Origin of the sequence: Phyllobacterium phragmitis (assembly GCF_002980495.1) — a bacterium.
GTDB lineage: Bacteria > Pseudomonadota > Alphaproteobacteria > Rhizobiales > Rhizobiaceae > Paramesorhizobium > Paramesorhizobium phragmitis.
On record NZ_PVBR01000004.1, the window covers coordinates 324,438 to 341,086 of the forward strand.

Sequence of the window (16,649 nt, forward strand, 5' to 3'; positions counted from 1 at the left end):
GGAAACGTTCCGCTGCTAGCGGATCGGAATATCCGAAAAGGACATCCGCATGAATATTCACGAATATCAGGGCAAGCGCCTGCTCCACTCCTACGGGGCGCCGATCGCCAATGGCGTGGCGGTCTATTCCGTCGAGCAGGCGGAGGAGTGGGCGAAGACGCTTCCCGGTCCGCTCTATGTGGTCAAGAGCCAGATCCATGCCGGCGGCCGCGGCAAGGGGAAGTTCAAGGAATTGGCGCCCGACGCCAAGGGTGGCGTGCGGCTGTCGAAGTCGGTTGACGAGGTTGTCGCCAACGTCAAGGAGATGCTGGGCAACACGCTCGTCACCAAGCAGACCGGCCCCGGCGGCAAGCAGGTGAACCGGCTCTATATCGAGGACGGCGCCGACATCGACCGTGAACTCTATCTCTCGATCCTGATCGACCGCACCGTCGGCCGCCCGGCCTTCGTCGTTTCGACCGAAGGCGGCATGGATATCGAGGCGGTCGCCGAGGAGACGCCTGAAAAGATCGTGACGCTCGCCATCGACCCGGAAACGGGCGTGACGCAAGCGGATGCCGTCAAGCTCGCCGATGCGCTGAAGCTCGAAGGCGATGCCAAGGCCGATGCGCTGACGCTTTTCCCGATCCTTTATACGGCGTTCACCGAAAAGGACATGAGCCTTCTCGAGGTCAATCCGCTGATCGTGATGACCGACGGTCATCTGCGCGTTCTCGATGCCAAGGTGTCTTTCGACAACAACGCGCTGTTCCGTCATCCTGATGTCGTTGAATTGCGCGATACGACGGAAGAGGACGAAAAGGAGATCGAGGCTTCGAAGCACGACCTCGCCTATGTCGCGCTCGACGGCAATATCGGCTGCATGGTCAATGGCGCCGGCCTCGCCATGGCGACGATGGACATCATCAAGCTCTATGGCGCGGAGCCGGCGAACTTCCTCGATGTCGGCGGCGGCGCTTCCAAGGAGAAGGTGACGGCGGCATTCAAGATCATCACCGCCGATCCGGCGGTCGAAGGCATCCTGGTCAACATCTTTGGCGGCATCATGAAGTGCGATGTCATCGCTGAAGGCGTGATCGCGGCGGTCAAGGAAGTGGGGCTTCAGGTTCCGCTGGTCGTCCGCCTGGAAGGCACCAATGTCGAACTCGGCAAGAAGATCATCAACGAGAGCGGCCTGAACGTGATTTCGGCCGACGATCTCGACGATGCGGCGCAGAAGATCGTCGCTGCAGTGAAGGGGAACTGAGGCATGTCCATTCTCGTCAACAGGGACACCAAGGTCCTCGTGCAAGGTCTTACCGGCAAGACCGGCACCTTCCACACCGAACAGGCGCTGGCCTATTACGGCACCAAGATGGTCGGCGGCGTCCACCCGAAGAAGGGTGGAGAGACCTGGATAGGCGCGAAGGGCGAAAGCCTGCCGATTTTCGCCACGGTCGCCGAGGGCAAGGAAACGACGGGCGCCAACGCGTCCGTTGTCTATGTTCCGCCGGCAGGCGCTGGCGCTGCGATCATCGAGGCGATCGATGCCGAGATCCCGCTGATCGTCTGCATCACCGAGGGCATTCCCGTCATGGACATGGTCAAGGTCAAAGCACACCTGGACAAATCCTCGTCGCGGCTCATCGGTCCGAACTGCCCCGGCGTGCTGACGCCTGAGGAATGCAAGATCGGCATCATGCCGGGCAATATCTTCAAGAAGGGCTCGGTGGGTGTTGTTTCGCGCTCGGGCACGCTTACCTATGAGGCAGTGTTTCAGACGTCGAACGAAGGCCTTGGCCAGACGACGGCGGTGGGCATCGGCGGCGATCCGGTCAAGGGTACGGAATTCATCGACATTCTCGAGATGTTCCTTGCAGACGATGCCACCAAATCGATCGTCATGATCGGCGAGATCGGCGGTTCGGCGGAAGAAGAGGCGGCGCAGTTCCTCAAGGATGAGGCCAAGCGCGGGCGGGCGAAGCCGATGGTCGGTTTCATTGCCGGCCGCACGGCGCCTCCCGGCCGCACCATGGGTCACGCCGGCGCGGTGATCTCCGGTGGCAAGGGCGGCGCGGAAGACAAGATCGCGGCGATGGAATCAGCGGGCATCCGCGTTTCCCCGTCGCCGGCACAGCTCGGCAAGACCCTGGTCGAGGTGTTGAAGGGCTGATATCGCAGCCAGATGGAATGTCTGGCGCGATGATCAAAATGGGTGGCAGGCCTCCTCGGCCTGTCGCCGGCATGGAATGCGAGAAGACCATCGGGACGGTTTGCGCCGGATGGCATCAGAGGCAAAGGCCTCGAAGCGGCTAAAGGAGACGGAGCTGACGCTCCGGCAAGACATATGGCAAGGCAGGAACAAGCCAACGACGTTTTCGCCCTTACTTCATTCCTCTATGGCGGCAATGCCGATTATATCGAGGAACTCCATGCGAAGTATGAGGATGATCCGGCATCGGTCGATCCGCAGTGGCGGGATTTCTTCGCCAATCTTCGCGACAATGCCGAGGATGTGAGAAAGAACGCGCAGGGCGCGTCCTGGGCAAAGCCGAACTGGCCCATAGCGGGCAATGGCGAGCTCGTCTCCGCTCTCGACGGCAATTGGGGCGAACTCGAGAAGCACATCACCGACAAATTGAAGGCCAAGGCGGGCAAGGGCGAGGCAAAGCCCGGCAACGGCGCAGGTGGGGGCGCGGCTGCACCGGCTTTCACGGAAGCGGAGATCACCAATGCGGCGCGGGATTCCGTGCGCGCCATCATGATGATCCGTGCCTATCGCATGCGCGGCCATCTGCACGCCAATCTCGATCCGCTCGGCCTTGCCGAGCCGTCGGATGATTACAACGAGCTGGCGCCCGAAGCCTATGGCTTCATGCCGGACGATTACGACCGCAAGATCTTCATCGATAATGTGCTGGGTCTCGAATATGCGACGATCCCGCAGATGCTCGAAATTCTCAAGCGCACCTATTGCTCGACCATCGGCGTCGAGTTCATGCATATTTCCGATCCGGCCGAGAAGGCCTGGATCCAGGAGCGTATCGAAGGCCCCGGCAAGGGCGTCGCCTTCACCCCGGCGGGCAAGAAGGCGATCCTGTCGAAGCTGATCGAGGCGGAAGGCTTCGAGCAGTTCATCGACGTCAAGTACAAGGGCACCAAGCGTTTCGGCCTCGACGGCGGCGAAGCGCTGATCCCGGCGCTGGAGCAGATCGTCAAGCGCGGCGGCTCGATGGGGCTGAAGGAAATCGTCTTCGGCATGGCCCACCGTGGCCGCCTCAACGTGCTTTCCCAGGTCATGGCGAAGCCACACCGCGCCATCTTCCACGAGTTCAAGGGCGGGTCCTACACGCCCGACGACGTGGAGGGCTCGGGCGACGTGAAGTACCATCTCGGCGCTTCCTCCGACCGTGAATTCGACGGCAATCGCGTCCATTTGTCGCTGACGGCGAACCCCTCGCATCTCGAAATCGTCAATCCGGTGGTGATGGGCAAGGCCCGCGCCAAGCAGGATCTGCTCGTCGGCCGCAGCCGTGACGAAATGGTGCCCTTGTCCGAGCGCGCCAAGGTCCTGCCGTTGCTTCTCCACGGTGACGCGGCCTTTGCCGGCCAGGGTGTCGTGGCGGAATGCCTCGGCCTTTCCGGCCTCAAGGGACATCGCGTCGCCGGCACGGTGCATTTCATCATCAACAACCAGATCGGCTTCACGACCAATCCGCGTTTATCGCGCTCCTCGCCCTATCCTTCCGATGTGGCGAAGATGGTCGAGGCGCCGATCTTCCACGTCAATGGCGACGATCCGGAAGCGGTGGTCTATGTGGCGAAGGTTGCGACCGAGTTCCGTATGATCTTCCACAAGCCCGTCGTCATCGACATGTTCTGCTATCGTCGTTTCGGCCATAATGAAGGCGACGAGCCGGCGTTCACGCAGCCGCTGATGTACAAGAACATCCGCGCGCACAAGACGACCGTGCAGCTCTATTCGGAAAAGATGATCGCGGAAGGCGTGGTCACCGAAGCCGAGTTTGAGAAGATGAAGGCCGACTGGCGCGCCAACCTCGAAACGGAGTTCGAGGCGGGCCAGAGCTACAAGCCGAACAAGGCCGACTGGCTGGATGGCGCCTGGTCGGGCCTGCGCAAGGCCGACAATGAGGACGAGCAGCGCCGCGGCAAGACGGCGATGCCGATCAAGACGCTGAAGGAGATCGGCAAGAAGCTGGTCGAAGTGCCGGCGGACTTCCATGTCCACCGCACCGTTCAGCGCTTCCTCGACAACCGCGCCAAGATGATCGAGACCGGTGAAGGGATCGATTGGGCGACGTCGGAGGCGCTTGCCTTCGGCTCGCTTGCGATCGAGGGCCATCCGGTCCGCCTCTCGGGCCAGGATGTCGAGCGTGGAACGTTTTCGCAACGCCATACGGTTCTCTACGATCAGGAGAACGAACAGCGTTATATCCCGCTGAACAATCTGCAAAAGGGGCAGGCGCTCTACGAAGTCATCAATTCGATGCTTTCGGAAGAGGCGGTGCTCGGCTTCGAATATGGCTATTCACTGTCCGAGCCGCGCGCCCTGACATTGTGGGAAGCGCAGTTCGGCGATTTCGCCAATGGCGCGCAGGTGGTGTTCGACCAGTTCATCTCGTCCGGCGAACGCAAATGGCTGCGCATGTCCGGTCTCGTCTGCCTGCTGCCGCATGGTTATGAGGGCCAGGGGCCGGAGCACTCGTCGGCACGCCTCGAGCGCTGGCTGCAGATGTGCGCCGAAGACAATATGCAGGTGGCCAATGTCTCGACGCCGGCCAACTACTTCCATATCCTGCGACGCCAGTTGAAGCGCGATTTCCGCAAGCCGCTGATCCTGATGACGCCGAAGTCGCTTCTGCGCCACAAGCGTGCCGTTTCGACATTGGCCGAGATGTCGGGCGAGTCGTCGTTCCACCGGCTTTTGTGGGACGATGCGCAATATCTCAAGGACCAGCCGATCAAGCTGCAGAAGGATTCGAAGATCCGGCGCGTCGTTCTGTGCTCGGGCAAGGTCTATTACGATCTTTACGAGGAACGCGAGAAGCGCGGCATCGACGACATCTATCTCCTGCGCGTCGAACAGCTCTATCCGTTCCCGGCCAAGGCGCTGATCACCGAGCTTTCGCGGTTCCGCACCGCCGAGATGGTGTGGTGCCAGGAAGAGCCGAAGAACATGGGCGCCTGGTCGTTCATCGATCCTTATCTCGAATGGGTTCTCGCACATATCGATGCCAAGCATCAGCGGGTTCGCTACACCGGGCGTCCGGCGTCAGCTTCGCCGGCGACCGGTCTGATGTCGAAGCACATGTCGCAGCTTGAAGCATTCCTCGAAGATGCCTTAGGCTCCTGAAACCAACACAACTGAACAGACTGACCACCAACGGAAGAGCAAGATCATGGCGACCGAAATCCGCGTTCCCACTCTCGGGGAATCCGTTAGCGAGGCAACCATCGGAAAGTGGTTCAAGAAGGCGGGCGACGCAATCGCCGTCGATGAACCGCTGGTCGAACTCGAAACCGACAAGGTAACGGTCGAGGTGCCGGCCCCCGCAGCCGGGTCGCTCAGCGAGATCACCGCCAAGGAGGGCGATACCGTCGAAGTCGGCGCATTGCTCGGCATGATCGAAGCCGGTGGCGCCGCGGCTGCTCCGGCGAAGAAGGCAGAACCGAAGGCGGCAGAAGCGCCGAAACCGGCTGCTGCTGCTCCTGCTGCCGCTCCCGCTGCGGCTGCTTCGGACGCGGCCACATCCGGTCCGGCCATGGCTCCCGCCCCTTCCGCCGCCAAGCTCCTGTCGGAAGCAGGCGTTTCGGCCGATCAGGTCGAGGGTTCCGGCAAGCGCGGTCAGGTGCTGAAGGGCGATGTTCTCGAGGCCCTGTCGAAGGGGATCCCCGCTGCCCAGCCGGCGGAAGCGCCGAAGGCGGCACGCGCGCCATCCGGCGCCGATGACGAAAGCCGCGAGGAACGGGTCAAGATGACCCGCCTGCGCCAGACGATCGCGAGGCGCCTGAAGGATGCGCAGAACGCGGCGGCGATGCTGACCACCTTCAACGAGGTGGACATGTCGGCGGTCATGGAGCTGCGCAACCGCTACAAGGAGCTGTTCGAGAAGAAGCATGGCGTGAAGCTCGGCTTCATGGGCTTCTTCACCAAGGCGGTCACCCATGCGCTGAAGGAAATCCCGGCGGTCAACGCCGAGATCGACGGAACCGACCTCATCTACAAGAACTATGCGCATATCGGCGTGGCCGTCGGTACCGAAAAGGGACTGGTGGTTCCGGTCGTGCGCAATGCCGACGGGATGTCCATCGCCGAGATCGAGAAGGAAATCGGCCGGCTCGGCAAGGCGGCGCGTGACGGCCAGCTTTCCGTATCGGACATGCAGGGCGGCACCTTTACGATCTCGAATGGCGGCGTCTACGGTTCGCTGATGTCGACGCCGATCCTGAACGCACCGCAGTCGGGCATTCTCGGCATGCACAAGATCCAGGAGCGTCCGGTGGCAATTGCTGGACAGGTCGTCATCCGCCCGATGATGTATCTGGCGCTGTCCTACGATCACCGCATCGTCGACGGCAAGGAAGCCGTCACCTTCCTGGTGCGCGTCAAGGACACGCTGGAAGATCCGGAGCGTCTGGTTCTGGATCTCTGAGAGAAACCTTTCGATGGAAATGCGCGTTTCTACCCCCCCTCTGGCTTGCCAGCCATCTCCCCCACAAGGGGGGAGATTAGGCCTTCATCAACGTGCGGCACCAATCGCAGACGTTGCAGAATGAAGGCGGAAAGTACTGTCAGCCAATCTCCCCCCTTGTGGGGGAGATGCCTGGCAAGGCAGAGGGGGGTGTCTAGCGCCAGCCTTTCCATCCACCCGGAGAACGACCATGATGCCATATGTGATCGAGTTTGCCGGGCTGATGGCGGTGTTTTCGATCCTGATCGTTTCGCCCGGCGCGGATTTCGCGCTGGTGGTGCGCCAGAGCATCGTGCATGGCCGGCGCGCCGCCATCATCACCAGCATCGGCATCGGCTGTTCACTCCTGTTCCATATCGGCTATACGATCCTCGGCATCGGGCTGATCGTGTCGAAATCGCTCTATCTGTTCTCGCTGCTCAAATGGGCGGGTGCTGCCTATCTCATCTATCTCGGCGTGAAGGCGCTCAGGGAGAAGAATGTCGGCACGCCCGAGATCGCTGCCGATATCAGGGAGGGCTCATCTGAGGCGGACGGGATTTCCGTTTTGCGCTGCTTCCTGATGGGCTTCGTCACCAACGCGCTCAATCCGAAAGCCGTGCTGTTCTTTCTTTCGCTGTTTTCCACGCTCGTCAGCCATGAGACGCCGATTGCCGTCCAGGGCGTCTACGGGCTGTTGATGGCGGGGTGCCTGATCGCCTGGTTCGTGGCGGTCTCGACCTTCTTCACGCTGGCATCGGTGCGTGAGCGGTTCGTTGCCTGGGGACGCTGGTTCAACCGGGTGACCGGCATGGTCTTCATCGGGCTCGGCATCAAGCTTGCGACGCAGCAGGCCAATTGAACGGGTGAGGGCCAAGGGATGGAACGATGCGCATGAAACAGCCTATCTCCAGACTGGCATTTGCAGCGATGTTCGGCGCCGGCCTCGCCACGCCGGTTTCCGCCTATGCCGCATCTTACCTGGAAGTCTGCAACTTTTCGGGATCATACTTTAGAAAGAGGATAGCTCAATGTCTTACGATGTCGTCGTCATCGGAACTGGTCCCGGAGGTTATGTCGCAGCCATCAAGGCGGCGCAGCTTGGCCTCAAGGTGGCTGTGGTCGAGAAGCGCAAGACCTTCGGCGGCACCTGCCTGAATATAGGCTGCATCCCTTCCAAGGCGCTTCTGCACGCCTCGGAAATATTCGCCGAAGCCGGACATTCCTTCGACACGCTCGGTGTCGAGGTCGGAACGCCGAAGCTCAACCTGAAAAAGATGCTGGCGCATAAGGATGCGACGGTGAAAGCCAATGTCAACGGCGTGGAGTTCCTGTTCAAGAAGAACAAGATCGATACGTTCATCGGTACCGGCAAGGTGCTCGGCGAAGGCAAATTGTCGGTGACGACCGACGAGGGCACGATGCACGAGGTCGAGGCGAAGAACATCATCATCGCCACCGGCTCGGATGTGGCCGGCATTCCCGGCGTCGATGTGCAGTTCGATGAGAAAATCATCGTTTCATCGACCGGCGCGCTCGATTTCGGCAAGGTTCCCGGCCATCTCGTCGTGGTTGGCGCCGGCGTGATCGGGCTGGAGCTCGGCTCCGTCTGGGCCCGTCTCGGCGCCAAGGTGACGGTGGTCGAATTCCTCGACAAGATCCTCGGGCCGATGGATGGAGAGGTATCCCGGCAATTCCAGCGCATGCTGGAAAAGCAGGGGATCGCGTTCAAGCTCGGCGCCAAGGTGACGGGCGTGGAGAAGACCGCGAAGGGCGCCAAGGTCATCTTCGAGCCGGTCAAGGGCGGCGAAGCGGAAACCATCGAAGCCGATGCCGTCCTGGTGGCGACCGGCCGCAGGCCCTATACGGACGGGCTCGGCCTCGAAGCCGCGGGCGTCGCCGTCGACGAGCGCGGGCGCGTGACGATCGACGATCATTGGCTGACCAGCGTGCCGGGCATCTATGCCATCGGCGACGTGGTGAAAGGGCCGATGCTGGCGCACAAGGCGGAGGACGAAGGCGTCGCCGTCGCCGAGATCATCGCGGGCCAGGCTGGGCATGTGAATTTCGACGTCATTCCGAGCGTCGTCTATACGCAGCCCGAAGTGGCTTCGGTGGGGAAGACCGAGGAGGAGCTGAAAGCAGCCGATATCGAATACAAGGTGGGAAAATTCCCGTTCACCGCCAATGGGCGCGCCCGGGCCATGCTGCATACGGACGGCTTCGTCAAAATCCTCGCCGACAAGGCGACGGACCGGGTGCTCGGCGCTCACATCCTCGGTTATAACGCGGGAGAGATGATCCATGAACTGGCCGTGCTGATGGAGTTCGGCGGTTCGTCGGAAGATCTGGCACGTACCTGTCATGCGCATCCGACCATGTCTGAGGCGGTGCGCGAGGCGGCGCTGGCGACCTTTTTCAAGCCGATCCACATCTGAGATCTGGTTCCATCGGTTGATCAAAGAGCCCGGTCAACAGCGTCCGGGCTTTTTGATTTTTGCTTTAACCGGGAGCCGGTGTCGTCGGGGTTGCCGGTTCGGGAGGCGCGGGTGCATTCGCCGTGTCGCCGCCTGAATAGAGATAATAGCCGGCAATCAGGAGAATGACGAGCAGGACCGCTGCGATGAGATAGGCGTTGGACATGCTGCGTCTTACCGGCCGCGGCGGCTCCTGGACAGGATCATCCGGCCTGTTCTGTCTGCCCGGCTGCAGATTGGGGTCGAGAGGGTCAACCATCACGCTCTCCTTCGATTGGTCGAACGGAAACAGGGTCGTGGCGACCCCGTTATAAGACGAACAATGCGGAGCGGCCGGGTTCGTTCCCGAAAATTCGAAATGAAGAAGATTTCACTTAATTCAGGGGCCGGTCATCGCGCTTATGCGATAGCCCCTGGCGCGAAGGCCTTCGATCAGACCTTTATCGCCGGGCAGATGCAACGCGCCCACGGCGATAAAGGCATTGCCCTTATCGAGGATCGGGATCGCGCGTTTGGCCATGACGGTGTTGCGTGCCTCGATCATCTTCTGTTCGAAAGCGGCATATCCGTCATCGGATGTGTCATCAGGCGCGAGCGATCGCAGCACCGGCATGATCATGCCGGTCCGGCCCTCGATGTAGAGGACCAGCATGGTCTCATAGAGATCGTCCAGGCGATCGCCGAGCGCCAATGTTTCGATCAGTCCCTGAATGTGGAAGTCGAGCGACAGCGCATTCATGGCATCCAACTGCTCGACCATGGTCTCGAGGCCCAGGAGGTCCTTGCCCTGGGCTTTTGCAACTTCCGCAAGCTTGAGGTCGAGAAAGGCTGCGCCGCTCTTTTTACGCGCCATCTCGCATGCCGGCATCGCCACCAGGCTGGTCAGCATCCAGGGCTTCATCCTGGAAACGGCGGCAAGCGGAACGCCACGTTTGGCAAGTGCCGCGCGGACGCCATCGATCTTGTCGGCAGGCAATAGCTGATCAAGCGTTCTGCCGTCGGTGAACATCATGAGATCCGGGCGCTCGGCCATGGCCTTTATGGAAGCCTGCGGATCAAGGATTTCGGTGGTCTCGACGACCACGGCCGCCGAAGCGTCATAGGCTTTTTGCGCAGTCGCGGGGAGATTGGCGACCCGCGGATCGGTCAGGTGCATGGTGCCGAACAGATAGGAGGGTGCCGCTCCGTCCTTCTCGATCTTCCACAAAAGGCCGTCGCCATTGGGTATAGCGGCCGCTTCCGCCCGGATCGCGGCAAGTTTTGCAGGGTCATCGCGGGCAAGGCCGGGGATCAGATCCTTGCCGGTGCAGGCAATGGTTTCCGCCCTGGCCGTCGCAGCCATGACCAGTGCTGCGGCAAATAACAAAAAGAACAGCAGGTTCAAGGCGAAGACGAATCTGAGCGCGTGATCGGCAATGCGGTCGGCGCGGGGACGGGGCGGGGTGTTTTTCATCAGGGGAGGATTACCGCGCTATTTGACGAAAAAGCGTTAACCGGATCGTTCGCTTTGTTGTTATTCCGGCTCATATGAGGCCGTTTTCACGCGCGTGGATGCGCGTTGTCGTAGATTTCCAGAAGCCTGTCGGTATCGACACCGGTATAGATCTGCGTCGTGGAAAGGCTGGCATGGCCGAGGAGTTCCTGGATGGTGCGCAGATCGCCGCCGCGCGCCAGCAGATGGGTGGCGAAGGAGTGGCGCAGCGCATGCGGCGTTGCCGTGTCGGGCAGGCCGAGGCCGCTGCGCAGGTTTTGCATTTCGCGCTGGATGATGGCCGGCTGCAACGCTCCGCCCTTGGCGCCTCGGAACAGCGGCGTGCCCGGCGCCAGATCATACGGGCAGAGACGGCGATATGCCTCGACGGCCCGGTGGATGACGGGCAGAAGCGGTACGAGCCGGGTCTTGCCGCCCTTACCCTTGACGGCGATCGAGCGTGCGTCGCTGTCGGTGAGATCGCCGCCGTCGAGGCCGAGTGCTTCGGAAATGCGCAGCCCGCAGCCATAGAGCAGCGTCAGGACAGCGGCATTTCGCGCGGCGATCCACGGCTCGGCCGCAAGCTGTTCGCCGGCATCGACGACGCGTTTTGCATCAATGAGGCCAAGCGGTTTGGGAAGCGATTTCGGCTGGCGCGGTGCGCGCATGGCGCCTGCGCCGGCGGCGTTGGCGAGGCCGCGCTTTTCCAGATGCCGCAGCAGGGAGCGGATGCCCGCCAGGCCGCGGCCCAGCGTGCGTGCGCCGGCGCCGCCATTGCGGCGGCTGGCCAGGAACGAACGCAGATCGGCGACGCGCAGGGCGCTGACATCCCTTAGTGAAGGCGGGCCGCCCAGATGGCCGGTCAGGAAATGCAGGAACTGTCTCGTGTCACGCTCATAGGCCTCAAGCGTATTGTGCGACAGGCGGCGCGCATTTTTCAATGAATTCAGCCATTCTTCGCGCGCCGCCATAAGGTCTGCACGGGCGGGCACGAGGAATTCCGTTGCTGCATGTCTTGCTGTCATCGGGCTTTTCCCACCAATCCAAGCTCGACCATGCCACCGAGATGTTACAAAGTGGTTGCCACTTGGCGTTTTGCCCGGGATTGGGTAAGGCCACGTGAAGACAATTGGCGCAATGATAGGAAACGCATGCCCAAACCAGAAAATCCAGTCCAGCTTGCCGTGATCGGCGCACCGCACGGCACGCGTGGGGAAGTCCGTGTCAAGACGTTTACCGGCGATCCGCTGGCGCTTGGCGATTACGGGCTTCTTTATGATGAAACCGGCCGCAGTTTCGAAATCATGGAAATCCGCGCGGCGAAAACCGTCGTCGTGGTGCGGTTCAAGGGCGTGAACGACCGCAATGCGGCCGAGAAACTGAACGGCGTGGCCTTGTTCATCGACCGCGAGCAATTGCCGGAGGAACTTGACGAGGACGAATTCTACCATACGGATCTGGTCGGCCTCGAAGCGGTCGATCCGGAAGGCGCTGCGATCGGACGGGTCACCGGCATCTTCGATTTCGGCGGCGGCGACCTCATCGAACTGAGCACATCAGGGCGCAGGCCCTATCTGATCCCGTTCACGCAAAGCTCCGTGCCCGAAATCGATCTCGAGGCCGGGCGTCTGGTGATCGATCCGGTTGCGGCCGGTCTCGTCGCCGATGACGATGCTTCCGACGATCCGGGCGATGATCGGGATAAGGGCCAGGACGGGGGACGGGACAGGCGGGAGCGCAAATGAGTTTCCGCGCGACGGTGCTGACGCTTTACCCGGAAATGTTTCCAGGCCCGCTCGGCATTTCGCTGGCCGGCAAGGCATTGGCCGAGGAAAAATGGCGGCTGGAGACGGTACAGATCCGCGATTTTGCGGAGGGGCGGCATCGCATGGTCGACGATACGCCGGCCGGCGGCGGGGCGGGCATGGTGATGAAGCCCGATGTGGTGGCGCGCGCCATCGACCACGCGGCGGATGAGCGGCCAAGGCTGTTGATGAGCCCGCGCGGCAAGCCCCTGACCCAGAAACGGGTGCGGGCTCTCGCCGAAGGGCCGGGCGCGATCATCCTTTGCGGACGCTTCGAAGGCGTCGATGAACGGGTCATCGAGGCGCGCGATCTCGAAGAGGTTTCGATCGGCGATTATATTCTTTCGGGCGGCGAGACGGCGGCCTTCGTGCTGCTGGATGCGGTGGTCCGGCTCCTGCCCGGCGTCATGGGCAACGAGCAGTCGGGCGAGACGGAAAGCTTCGAAACGGGGCTGCTCGAACATCCGCATTATACGCGCCCGCAGCAGTGGGAGGGGCGCTCGATTCCCGATGTGCTGACCTCCGGCAATCATGGCGCGATCGACAAATGGCGGCGTGCCGAGGCTGAACGGATCACGCGGGAAAGACGGCCCGATCTGTGGAAGGCCTATCCGGAGACGGGAAAAGCCAAATGATCGTCCTGCTTGGGCGGAGAAGGCAAGTGACCTCTGCGCGCGGGTCTTGACCGCATGGGTAGGCAGGGGTGGCGTTTCGGCAGTTGATTAAATACGCCCGATGGTGTAAAGCCGCGCCAACTCAGGGGAAAATCCCGAGATCCGCCAACCAATGAATGGTGAATACGCTCCTGCCTCAAAAAGGCATAGCTGTCCGGCAATGAGACTGTACAGCAAGTGTCGAGCGCTCTGACTGTTCGAAAAGAACGAGAAGGATTGAAGACGATGGACATCATCCGTCAGATCGAGGCCGAACAGGCCGCCAAGATCAATGAAAAGCGCACATTCCCCGATTTCGAGCCGGGCGACACCGTTCGCGTGCAGGTGCGCGTCACGGAAGGCACCCGTACCCGCGTCCAGGCTTACGAAGGCGTTTGCATCGCCCGTGCCGGCGCCGGCATTCACGAGAACTTCACCGTTCGCAAGATTTCCTATGGCGAAGGCGTCGAGCGCGTATTCCCGGTCTATTCCCCGCTGGTGGAAGCCGTCGAACTCGTCCGCCGCGGCAAGGTCCGCCGCGCCAAGCTCTATTATCTGCGCGGCCTGACCGGCAAGGCGGCCCGCATCGCCGAGAAGAAAGATTACCGCAAGACCGCCAAGGGTGCGGAAAAGGGAAAAGCCGCAGCTGAAAAAGCGCCGGCTGCCGAGTAAGTCGGAAAACACGAAATTTGGGAAAGGCGGTCTTCGGGCCGCCTTTTTTATTTACGCGCAGAAAGCTTTCGCTCTGGTCGCCAGCTAAGGGCGATTCATTGCTCTTGCAACCGTGCAAGGTTTCGGACAGGTTATCCATGGCGGGATTCCATGTGGCCCTCGGGCCCGTGGCATGAACGGAGATCATCCAGGATGGACCTGAAATCACTGTTTTCCGGTGTGCTGGCGCTGGTTTTGATACCTCTTGCCGCTCATGCCGAGGATTTGCCGGATCTCGGCGGGAAAACGTTGATGGTGGCGACGGAAAATGCCTATCCGCCGCTGCAGTTCATCGATCCGAATTCCGGCCAGGCGATCGGCTGGGAATATGACGCGATGAAAGAGATCGCCAAGCGGCTGAACTTCAAGGCGGCCCATCAGAATGTCAGCTGGGGCGCGATGATCCAGGCCGTCTCCGATGGCCAGTATCACATCGGCATGAACGGCATCACCATCAAGGACGATCGCAAGGAAAAAGTCGATTTCTCCGATCCCTATATGCGTTCGGAAATGTTCATGCTGGTGCGCGGCGATGAGGAGCGCTTCAGCGATGCGAAGAGCTTTGCCGCCCTCAAAGACGGGCTCGTCGGCGCACAGCCCGGCACGCCGCCATTTTATGTCGCGGTTCATGATGTGCTCGACGGGAACGAACACAATCCCCGCATCAAACGGTTCGAGACCTTCGGCGCGTCGGTGCAGGCGCTGAAAACCGGCGATGTCGATGTGGTGTTGACCGACGGAACCGCGGGCAAGGGCTATGCGCAGGCTTCGGAAGGCGCGCTGAAGCTCGTCGGCGGTCCGCTCGGTGCGGAAGATTTCGGGTTCATTTTCCCGAAAGGGTCCGATCTCGTGGCATCGGTCAATGCCGCAATCAAATTGCTGAAAGCAGACGGGACATTCGATGCGCTGAACAAAAAATGGTTCCTCGATTATAAGCTCGGCGGCTGATCTTCCGACCTATTCCATCGTCGCCTATATCTACCTGCTGCTGACGGCAGGTTTCTCGATCGCGTTGCGACGCCTTGAAAAGAGGCTGCGACAGGATGGCGGGCGGTAGGGTGCTCTTTCAAGCTTCTATTTTATTGCCTGAAACCGGAAAAATTGATATGAGCGACCGCATGAACTCCTTTGATGGATGGATCGGGCGGAAAATTTTCGTGCTGCAGGACCGCAAGCGTCTGCCGCAGCGCTTTTCCGCACGAATTTCCGGGACGCTTAACAGCCTTCTTAGCTGAGCACGGCCCAGGCTTGGCAGGCCTTTTTTGCCATACCCAATTTACCCTCTGCTTTTTAAGAACGGATATGAACAATGAGCGCAGTTCGCACCCTTTATGACAAGATCTGGGACGATCATCTGGTGGACAGCCAGGCCGATGGCACCTGCCTCCTCTATATCGATCGCCATCTTGTTCACGAGGTTACATCGCCGCAGGCCTTCGAAGGCCTTCGCCTGACCGGCCGCAAGGTGCGTCATCCCGAGCGCACACTCGCCGTCGTCGATCACAATGTGCCGACCTCGCCCGACCGCAAGAACGGCATCAAGAACGAGGAAAGCCGCATCCAGGTCGAGGCATTGGCCAGGAACGCCGCCGATTTCGGGGTGGAATACTATTCCGAGAACGATATTCGTCAGGGCATCGTCCATATCATCGGGCCGGAGCAGGGCTTTACGCTGCCAGGCATGACCATCGTCTGCGGCGACAGCCATACCTCGACGCATGGCGCGTTCGGCGCGCTGGCGCACGGCATCGGCACGTCCGAGGTCGAGCACGTGCTCGCCACCCAGACGCTGATCCAGCGCAAGGCGAAGAACATGCTGGTGCGTGTCGACGGCCAGCTTCCGCCCGGCGTGACGGCGAAGGACATCATTCTCGCCATCATCGGCGAGATCGGCACCGCCGGCGGCACCGGCTATGTCATCGAATATGCCGGCGAGGCGATCCGTGCGCTGTCGATGGAAGGCCGGATGACGATTTGCAATATGAGCATCGAAGGCGGCGCCCGGGCCGGCCTGATCGCGCCCGATGAAACCACTTTCGCCTATATCAAGGACAAGCCGCGCGCGCCGAAGGGCGAGCAACTCGAGCAGGCCATCGCCTATTGGAAGACGCTGCAGTCGGATGAAGGCGCGCATTTCGACAAGATCGTCACGCTCAACGCCGCCGATCTGCCGCCGATCGTGTCCTGGGGGTCGTCGCCGGAAGATGTCGTCGCCGTGACGGGCGAAGTGCCCAATCCCGAGGACATCGCCGACGAGACCAAGCGGGTGTCGAAGCAGCGCGCGCTCGATTACATGGGCCTGAAGCCCGGAACGAAGATCACCGATATCAAGCTCGACCGCGTCTTCATCGGTTCGTGCACCAATGGCCGCATCGAGGATCTGCGCGCGGTGGCAAAGGTCGTCGAAGGTCGCAAGGTGGCGCCAAGCGTCGATGCGATGATCGTGCCGGGCTCCGGGCTCGTCAAGGAACAGGCCGAGGCCGAAGGTCTCGACAGGATCTTCAGGGAAGCCGGATTCGACTGGCGCGAGCCCGGCTGCTCGATGTGCCTTGCCATGAATGACGACCGGCTGAAGCCGGGCGAGCGTTGCGCCTCGACTTCGAACCGCAATTTCGAGGGTCGTCAGGGCTTCAAGGGCCGCACGCATCTGGTCGCGCCGGCCATGGCGGCGGCGGCGGCGATCGCCGGACATTTCGTCGATATCCGCGAATGGAAATAAGCGTTTACGGCACCGTGCGTTCTTGAGGACGCACGGTGCCGTAATGAACTGCGCATTTGATGGGGTGCCCCGGGGTATCCCATTTTCGTTTTTCTTTACCATTGTTGCAGGTGATCGGGCGTTCCGCACGGTTTCACCGTGC

General features: G+C 61.2%; 15 protein-coding genes and 1 pseudogene. 13 read left to right on the forward strand and 3 right to left on the reverse strand.

Annotation, left to right across the window (positions count from 1 at the left end):
- Nucleotides 1-49: 49 nt before the first annotated feature.
- The 6 genes from sucC (at nt 50) to lpdA (ending at nt 9,109) form a co-directional block, all read left to right on the forward strand.
- The gene (gene sucC, locus C5748_RS07550) at nt 50-1,246 is read left to right on the forward strand and encodes an ADP-forming succinate--CoA ligase subunit beta (RefSeq protein WP_105741308.1); all 1,197 of its coding nucleotides are present in this window, start codon (nt 50-52) and stop codon (nt 1,244-1,246) included.
- A gap of 3 nt (nt 1,247-1,249) precedes the next feature.
- Complete coding sequence (gene sucD / locus C5748_RS07555) at nt 1,250-2,152, forward strand: succinate--CoA ligase subunit alpha (RefSeq protein ID WP_105741309.1); 903 nt, start codon at nt 1,250-1,252, stop codon at nt 2,150-2,152.
- 174 nt (nt 2,153-2,326) lie between these two features.
- A complete protein-coding gene (locus tag C5748_RS07560) occupies nt 2,327-5,353 on the forward strand; it encodes a 2-oxoglutarate dehydrogenase E1 component (RefSeq protein WP_105741310.1) in 3,027 nt (1,008 codons plus the stop codon).
- 46 nt (nt 5,354-5,399) lie between these two features.
- On the forward strand, nt 5,400-6,653 hold the full coding sequence (gene odhB / locus C5748_RS07565) for a 2-oxoglutarate dehydrogenase complex dihydrolipoyllysine-residue succinyltransferase (protein ID WP_105741311.1): 1,254 nt from the start codon (nt 5,400-5,402) through the stop codon (nt 6,651-6,653).
- Nucleotides 6,654-6,885: 232 nt separating this feature from the next.
- Nucleotides 6,886-7,533, forward strand: a complete 648-nt coding sequence (locus C5748_RS07575) for a LysE family translocator (protein ID WP_105741401.1) — start codon at nt 6,886-6,888, stop codon at nt 7,531-7,533.
- Between the two features lie 169 nt (nt 7,534-7,702).
- Nucleotides 7,703-9,109 carry a dihydrolipoyl dehydrogenase gene (gene lpdA, locus C5748_RS07580; protein WP_105741312.1) on the forward strand — a complete coding sequence of 469 codons (1,407 nt, stop codon included), beginning with the start codon at nt 7,703-7,705 and terminating at the stop codon, nt 9,107-9,109.
- 64 nt (nt 9,110-9,173) lie between these two features.
- Here the strand turns inward: lpdA and C5748_RS07585 are convergent, their stop codons facing one another.
- From C5748_RS07585 to C5748_RS07595, 3 genes are all read right to left on the reverse strand, one after another.
- Nucleotides 9,174-9,407: a hypothetical protein gene (locus tag C5748_RS07585; protein ID WP_105741313.1), complete on the reverse strand. Its 234-nt coding sequence runs from the start codon at nt 9,405-9,407 to the stop codon at nt 9,174-9,176.
- A 120-nt stretch (nt 9,408-9,527) separates the two neighbouring features.
- A complete protein-coding gene (locus C5748_RS07590) occupies nt 9,528-10,601 on the reverse strand; it encodes a TraB/GumN family protein (protein ID WP_105741314.1) in 1,074 nt (357 codons plus the stop codon).
- An 86-nt stretch (nt 10,602-10,687) separates the two neighbouring features.
- Nucleotides 10,688-11,644, reverse strand: coding sequence for a tyrosine recombinase XerC (locus C5748_RS07595; protein WP_105741315.1), 957 nt, complete (start codon nt 11,642-11,644; stop codon nt 10,688-10,690).
- A gap of 126 nt (nt 11,645-11,770) precedes the next feature.
- Here C5748_RS07595 and rimM point away from each other — a divergent pair, with 126 nt between their 5' ends.
- The 7 genes and pseudogenes from rimM (at nt 11,771) to leuC (ending at nt 16,507) form a co-directional block, all read left to right on the forward strand.
- The gene (gene rimM / locus C5748_RS07600) at nt 11,771-12,364 is read left to right on the forward strand and encodes a ribosome maturation factor RimM (protein ID WP_105741316.1); all 594 of its coding nucleotides are present in this window, start codon (nt 11,771-11,773) and stop codon (nt 12,362-12,364) included.
- A complete protein-coding gene (trmD, locus tag C5748_RS07605) occupies nt 12,361-13,059 on the forward strand; it encodes a tRNA (guanosine(37)-N1)-methyltransferase TrmD (RefSeq protein ID WP_105741317.1) in 699 nt (232 codons plus the stop codon). Before rimM ends, trmD begins: the two co-directional genes overlap by 4 nt.
- Nucleotides 13,060-13,323: 264 nt before the next feature.
- Nucleotides 13,324-13,749: a 50S ribosomal protein L19 gene (rplS, locus tag C5748_RS07610; RefSeq protein ID WP_105741318.1), complete on the forward strand. Its 426-nt coding sequence runs from the start codon at nt 13,324-13,326 to the stop codon at nt 13,747-13,749.
- A gap of 192 nt (nt 13,750-13,941) precedes the next feature.
- Complete coding sequence (locus C5748_RS07615) at nt 13,942-14,736, forward strand: transporter substrate-binding domain-containing protein (protein WP_105741319.1); 795 nt, start codon at nt 13,942-13,944, stop codon at nt 14,734-14,736.
- Nucleotides 14,737-14,743: 7 nt separating this feature from the next.
- A pseudogene (locus C5748_RS28810) lies at nt 14,744-14,845 on the forward strand (amino acid ABC transporter permease); the annotation flags it as partial.
- On the forward strand, nt 14,832-15,023 hold the full coding sequence (locus C5748_RS27795) for a hypothetical protein (protein WP_146119489.1): 192 nt from the start codon (nt 14,832-14,834) through the stop codon (nt 15,021-15,023). The pseudogene C5748_RS28810 and the gene C5748_RS27795, both read left to right, overlap by 14 nt.
- Before the next feature lie 74 nt (nt 15,024-15,097).
- Nucleotides 15,098-16,507: a 3-isopropylmalate dehydratase large subunit gene (gene leuC, locus C5748_RS07625; RefSeq protein WP_105741320.1), complete on the forward strand. Its 1,410-nt coding sequence runs from the start codon at nt 15,098-15,100 to the stop codon at nt 16,505-16,507.
- Nucleotides 16,508-16,649 lie beyond the last annotated feature (142 nt).

What these genes read in the sequence shown, in the direction of transcription:
- sucC (WP_105741308.1), top strand. Translation starts at nt 50, where the DNA reads ATGAATATTCACGAATATCAGGGCAAGCGCCTGCTCCACTCCTACGGG.
- sucD (WP_105741309.1), top strand. Translation starts at nt 1,250, where the DNA reads ATGTCCATTCTCGTCAACAGGGACACCAAGGTCCTCGTGCAAGGTCTT.
- C5748_RS07560 (WP_105741310.1), top strand. Translation starts at nt 2,327, where the DNA reads ATGGCAAGGCAGGAACAAGCCAACGACGTTTTCGCCCTTACTTCATTC.
- odhB (WP_105741311.1), top strand. Translation starts at nt 5,400, where the DNA reads ATGGCGACCGAAATCCGCGTTCCCACTCTCGGGGAATCCGTTAGCGAG.
- C5748_RS07575 (WP_105741401.1), top strand. Translation starts at nt 6,886, where the DNA reads ATGCCATATGTGATCGAGTTTGCCGGGCTGATGGCGGTGTTTTCGATC.
- lpdA (WP_105741312.1), top strand. Translation starts at nt 7,703, where the DNA reads ATGTCTTACGATGTCGTCGTCATCGGAACTGGTCCCGGAGGTTATGTC.
- C5748_RS07585 (WP_105741313.1), bottom strand. Translation starts at nt 9,407, where the DNA reads ATGGTTGACCCTCTCGACCCCAATCTGCAGCCGGGCAGACAGAACAGG.
- C5748_RS07590 (WP_105741314.1), bottom strand. Translation starts at nt 10,601, where the DNA reads ATGAAAAACACCCCGCCCCGTCCCCGCGCCGACCGCATTGCCGATCAC.
- C5748_RS07595 (WP_105741315.1), bottom strand. Translation starts at nt 11,644, where the DNA reads ATGACAGCAAGACATGCAGCAACGGAATTCCTCGTGCCCGCCCGTGCA.
- rimM (WP_105741316.1), top strand. Translation starts at nt 11,771, where the DNA reads ATGCCCAAACCAGAAAATCCAGTCCAGCTTGCCGTGATCGGCGCACCG.
- trmD (WP_105741317.1), top strand. Translation starts at nt 12,361, where the DNA reads ATGAGTTTCCGCGCGACGGTGCTGACGCTTTACCCGGAAATGTTTCCA.
- rplS (WP_105741318.1), top strand. Translation starts at nt 13,324, where the DNA reads ATGGACATCATCCGTCAGATCGAGGCCGAACAGGCCGCCAAGATCAAT.
- C5748_RS07615 (WP_105741319.1), top strand. Translation starts at nt 13,942, where the DNA reads ATGGACCTGAAATCACTGTTTTCCGGTGTGCTGGCGCTGGTTTTGATA.
- C5748_RS27795 (WP_146119489.1), top strand. Translation starts at nt 14,832, where the DNA reads ATGGCGGGCGGTAGGGTGCTCTTTCAAGCTTCTATTTTATTGCCTGAA.
- leuC (WP_105741320.1), top strand. Translation starts at nt 15,098, where the DNA reads ATGAGCGCAGTTCGCACCCTTTATGACAAGATCTGGGACGATCATCTG.